General features: G+C 69.5%; 6 protein-coding genes. 3 read left to right on the top strand and 3 right to left on the bottom strand.

All coding sequences use genetic code 11. The features are described 5' to 3' along the window. On the bottom strand, positions 1–690 hold a 690-nt coding region (locus V6M46_RS01965), incomplete at its 3' end, for a 1,4-dihydroxy-2-naphthoyl-CoA synthase (protein ID WP_332662053.1). 44 nt (positions 691–734) lie between these two features. Here V6M46_RS01965 and V6M46_RS01960 point away from each other — a divergent pair. After that, positions 735–1,103: a DUF4180 domain-containing protein gene (locus V6M46_RS01960; RefSeq protein ID WP_332662052.1), complete on the top strand. Its 369-nt coding sequence runs from the start codon at positions 735–737 to the stop codon at positions 1,101–1,103. Between the two features lie 59 nt (positions 1,104–1,162). After that, positions 1,163–2,041, top strand: a complete 879-nt coding sequence (locus V6M46_RS01955) for an SDR family oxidoreductase (protein WP_332662051.1) — start codon at positions 1,163–1,165, stop codon at positions 2,039–2,041. A 107-nt stretch (positions 2,042–2,148) separates the two neighbouring features. On the opposite strand, the gene V6M46_RS01950 is transcribed toward V6M46_RS01955, so the two are convergent. After that, a complete protein-coding gene (locus tag V6M46_RS01950) occupies positions 2,149–2,793 on the bottom strand; it encodes an amino acid-binding protein (RefSeq protein ID WP_332662050.1) in 645 nt (214 codons plus the stop codon). Between the two features lie 55 nt (positions 2,794–2,848). Here V6M46_RS01950 and V6M46_RS01945 point away from each other — a divergent pair, with 55 nt between their 5' ends. Beyond that, positions 2,849–3,199 carry a DUF3817 domain-containing protein gene (locus V6M46_RS01945; RefSeq protein ID WP_332662049.1) on the top strand — a complete coding sequence of 117 codons (351 nt, stop codon included), beginning with the start codon at positions 2,849–2,851 and terminating at the stop codon, positions 3,197–3,199. On the opposite strand, the gene V6M46_RS01940 is transcribed toward V6M46_RS01945, so the two are convergent. Continuing rightward, the coding region (locus V6M46_RS01940) for a LysR family transcriptional regulator substrate-binding protein (RefSeq protein ID WP_332662047.1) at positions 3,169–3,750 on the bottom strand (582 nt) is incomplete at its 5' end. The genes V6M46_RS01945 and V6M46_RS01940 overlap by 31 nt on opposite strands.

Raw genomic sequence — 3,750 nt, 5'->3', positions numbered from 1 at the left:
CGCCTCGGCCTCGAGCTCGGCGTGCGGCACGACCTTGTTGACCATGCCCATGCGGTGCGCGTCGGCGGCGGAGTACTCGTCGCCGAGCAGGAAGATCTCGCGGGCGAACTTCTGGCCGACCTGGCGGGCGAGGTACGCCGAGCCGTAGCCGCCGTCGAACGAGCCGACGTCGGCGTCGGTCTGCTTGAACTTCGCGTGCTCCGCCGACGCGAGCGTGAGGTCCGCGACGACGTGCAGACTGTGCCCTCCGCCGGCGGCCCAGCCGGGGACCACGGCGATGACGATCTTGGGCATGAAGCGGATGAGCCGCTGCACCTCGAGGATGTGCAGCCGGGCGAGCTTGGCCTTGTCGACCGTATCGGCGGACTCACCCTCCGCGTACTGATAGCCGGCCTTGCCGCGGATGCGCTGGTCGCCGCCGGAGCAGAACGCCCAACCGCCGTCCTTGGGCGACGGCCCGTTGCCGGTGAGGAGTACGCAGCCGACGTCGGACGACTGGCGCGCGTGCTCGAGGACGCGGAGGAGCTCGTCGACCGTGCCCGGCCGGAACGCATTGCGTACCTCGGGCCGGTCGAACGCAATGCGTACGGTGCCGTGGTCGGCGGCGCGGTGGTAGGTGATGTCCTCGAGCTGCTCGAAGCCGGGGACCTCCCGCCAGGCGGAGGGGTCGAAGATCTCGGAGACGGTCATGACGGCGAGGGTATCGCGCAGGGACCTCTCGATATCGTCGTGGCATGCCCGAGAACGAGCTGACCACGATCCACGGCACCCCGGTCCTCGTCATGCCCGGCGACGGCGCACCCCTCGGCACCGTCGAGGCCGCGACCGACGTCATCGGCGATGCCGCGTGGGGCGAGGCCCAGATCGTCGTCATCCCGGTCGAGCGGCTGACGGATGACTTCTTCGAGCTCAGGACCGGGCTCGCCGGCGAGGTCACGCAGAAGTTCGTCAATTACCGCCTGCGGCTCGCGATCGTCGGCGACATCGAGTCGCGCGTCGCCGAGAGCGTCTCGCTGCGCGCCTGGGTCACCGAGTCGAACCGCGGCCGACAGCTGTGGTTCGTGCCCACCCTCGACGAGCTGGCAGACCGCCTCCAGGCCTGAGCCTCGCGTATGTGACATTGACAGTGGCGCATTTCAGATACCGACGGTATGTTGATCCGATGGACAACTTCACCGGCAAGGTCGCGCTCATCACCGGCGCGGCACGGGGCATCGGAGCCGGAGTCGCTCGCGGCTTCGTCGAGCGCGGAGGCAAGGTCGCCCTCGTGGGCCTGGAGCCCGAGCTGCTCACCGAGCTGTCCGACGAGCTCGGTGACTCCGCCGCGTGGTGGGAGGCCGACGTACGCGACTCGGCAGCCGTCGCCGCGGCGGTCAATGCGGCGGCCACGCACTTCGGCCGCATCGACTTCGTGCTCGCGAACGCCGGCATCGCTTCGTACGGCACCGTCCGGCAGATCGACGACGAAGCGTTCGAGCGGGTCGTCGACATCAACATCAACGGCGTCTTCCGCACGCTGAAGCACTCGACACCACACCTCGCCGCGACCAACGGGTACGCCCTCGTGGTCGCGTCGCTCGCGTCGTTCACCGCGCTCGCGGGCCTGGCGTCGTACAACGCCAGCAAGGCCGGGGCCGAGTCGCTCGCCCTGGCGTACAAGCAGGAGGTCGCGCATCTCGGCATCGGTGTCGGCATCTGCCACCCGTCGTGGATCGACACCGACATCGTGCGCAACGCGGAGAAGGACCTGCCCTCGTTCGCGGACATCCGCAAGAAGCTGCCCTACCCCGCCAACAGCACGACGAGCGTCGAGGAGTGCGTCGAGCTGATCCTGCAGGGCTTCGCCAAGCGCAAGAGCCGGGTGTACGTGCCCAAGGGTGTCCTGCTCGCCAACTGGAGCAAGGCGTTGACCAACTCGCCGCTGGCGTGGCCCATCCTCAGGCGCCTGGCTCGCACGTGCGTCCCCCAGATGGAGAAGGAGGTCGACGCCCTCGGCCGATTCCACCACTCCCACGTGCCGGAGACGAAGGCGAAGGACTGACGCCGCTGCGGTTTACCAGGAACCCGCACTCCTCCGGGCAAGCCGCACTCCTCCGGGCAAATTTGCCCGGGTGAAGTGGCGGTTTACCAGGTTCTCCTGGTAAACCGTCAGCGCGACTGGACTGACGCCGCCAGCGAGACCATGTGGCCGAGCCTGGCCAGCTCGGAGGCGAGGAACTCGGGACCGCCGTGGCGACCGACGACCACGACGAAGCCGTCGCCGCGGCGATCGCGGGCCGGCGACGCGGCCAGCACCGTCGAGTCCCACTCGGGAACCTCACGCAGGACCTTGGACTTGCGGATGCCGAGCCACGCCGATGCCTCGTCGACGAGCTTGGGCGCGGTGGCGGACTTCGCCATGATCTGCGCCTGGCCGTCGACCCGGTGCAGCGCCATCGCCCAGTCCGTACGGAACGTCGCCGGGATGACGTCGACGAGCTGCTCGATGGCCGTCGTCGGATCTTCCGTGAACCGCTCGACGGCCTCGAGATCCATGCTGAGGTTGGCGCCGGCGTTGTAGCGGGAGATCCAGTCGACCTTGACCCCGTCGAGCTGGTGGCACGCCGTGATCAGCGCGTCGGGCATGACCCGCGCCGGCAGCTCGAGCAGGACGTCATCGACGACCCGGCCGTCGGCACGGCGCTCCACGATCTCGATCGCCTCGATGTCGGCGCCGGCACCACCGAGCGCCGTCGCGAGGGCACCCAGCGAGCCGGGCACGTCAGGCAGCTCGACGCGCAGCAGGAAGGCCATATGACCATTGTCACCGGCGCACATTGCCGCGGCGTTACGCGGGTAGCGTGGTGGCGTGAATCCCTCAACTGTCCGCACTGTCTTTCGTACGATCGCCATCGCCGAGGCCCTCTCGTGGGCGCTTCTCCTGGCGGCGATGTTCTGCAAGTGGATCCTCGAGTCCGAGCCGTTCGGCCTGCACGAGGGCGGCGTGCCCGTCGCCGGGCCGATCCACGGCGGCATCTTCGTCCTGTACGTCGTCGCCAGCCTGGTTTCCGCGTACGTGTTCAAGTGGAACGCCAAGACGATCGTGCTCGCCCTGGCCGCCAGCATCCCGCCGTTCTTCACCTATTGGTTCGAGACCGTCGCGGACCGCAGGGGACTGCTCGCCAAGCCTCAGCTGGTCGGCGCGACCTCGGCGCCGTAGCGCTCGACGCAGAACTCCCGCAGCCGCGACGCCAGCTCGTCGAGCGTCGCGGCGGCGTGGTGGCCCGGCTCCCACGCGGCGAACAGCTCGATCCGCAAGGGGCCGTCCCGACCGACGATCTCCACCGGGTGCAACCCGAAGCGCGGGTCGTCCGACACCACGGCCACACCGCGACCCGCGGCGGCCAGTGCCTGCGCAACCTGTGGATTGCTGCAGTCGACGACCGGCCCCGGTGACACCCCGGCCCGCTCCATCGCGCGATCGAGGATCTGCCGGGGCTTGAACGCCGGCGTCAGGGCGAGGACCGTCTCGCCCGCGAGCTCCTTGAGGCGTACGGAGGCTCGGTCGTGCCACGCATGATCCGCTCGTACGTACGCCCACACCGGCAGCACCGCGAGGGCCGTGCCGGCCAGCCGCACCGGCGGGGGCACGGTGGCGATCGCGAGGTCGGCGCCATGCCGCAGCGCGTCGTACGCCTCGCGGGGATCCGATTCGATGACCGTCGGCATCGGGTCGTCGGGTCCGAGCGTGGCCAGGAACGGCGCGATCAC

The sequence above is a fragment of the Aeromicrobium sp. genome (assembly GCF_036676885.1).
Taxonomy (GTDB): domain Bacteria; phylum Actinomycetota; class Actinomycetes; order Propionibacteriales; family Nocardioidaceae; genus Aeromicrobium.
This window is presented reverse-complemented; position numbering and strand designations above follow the sequence as displayed.

What these genes read in the sequence shown, in the direction of transcription:
- V6M46_RS01960 (WP_332662052.1), top strand. Translation starts at nt 735, where the DNA reads ATGCCCGAGAACGAGCTGACCACGATCCACGGCACCCCGGTCCTCGTC.
- V6M46_RS01950 (WP_332662050.1), bottom strand. Translation starts at nt 2,793, where the DNA reads ATGGCCTTCCTGCTGCGCGTCGAGCTGCCTGACGTGCCCGGCTCGCTG.
- V6M46_RS01955 (WP_332662051.1), top strand. Translation starts at nt 1,163, where the DNA reads ATGGACAACTTCACCGGCAAGGTCGCGCTCATCACCGGCGCGGCACGG.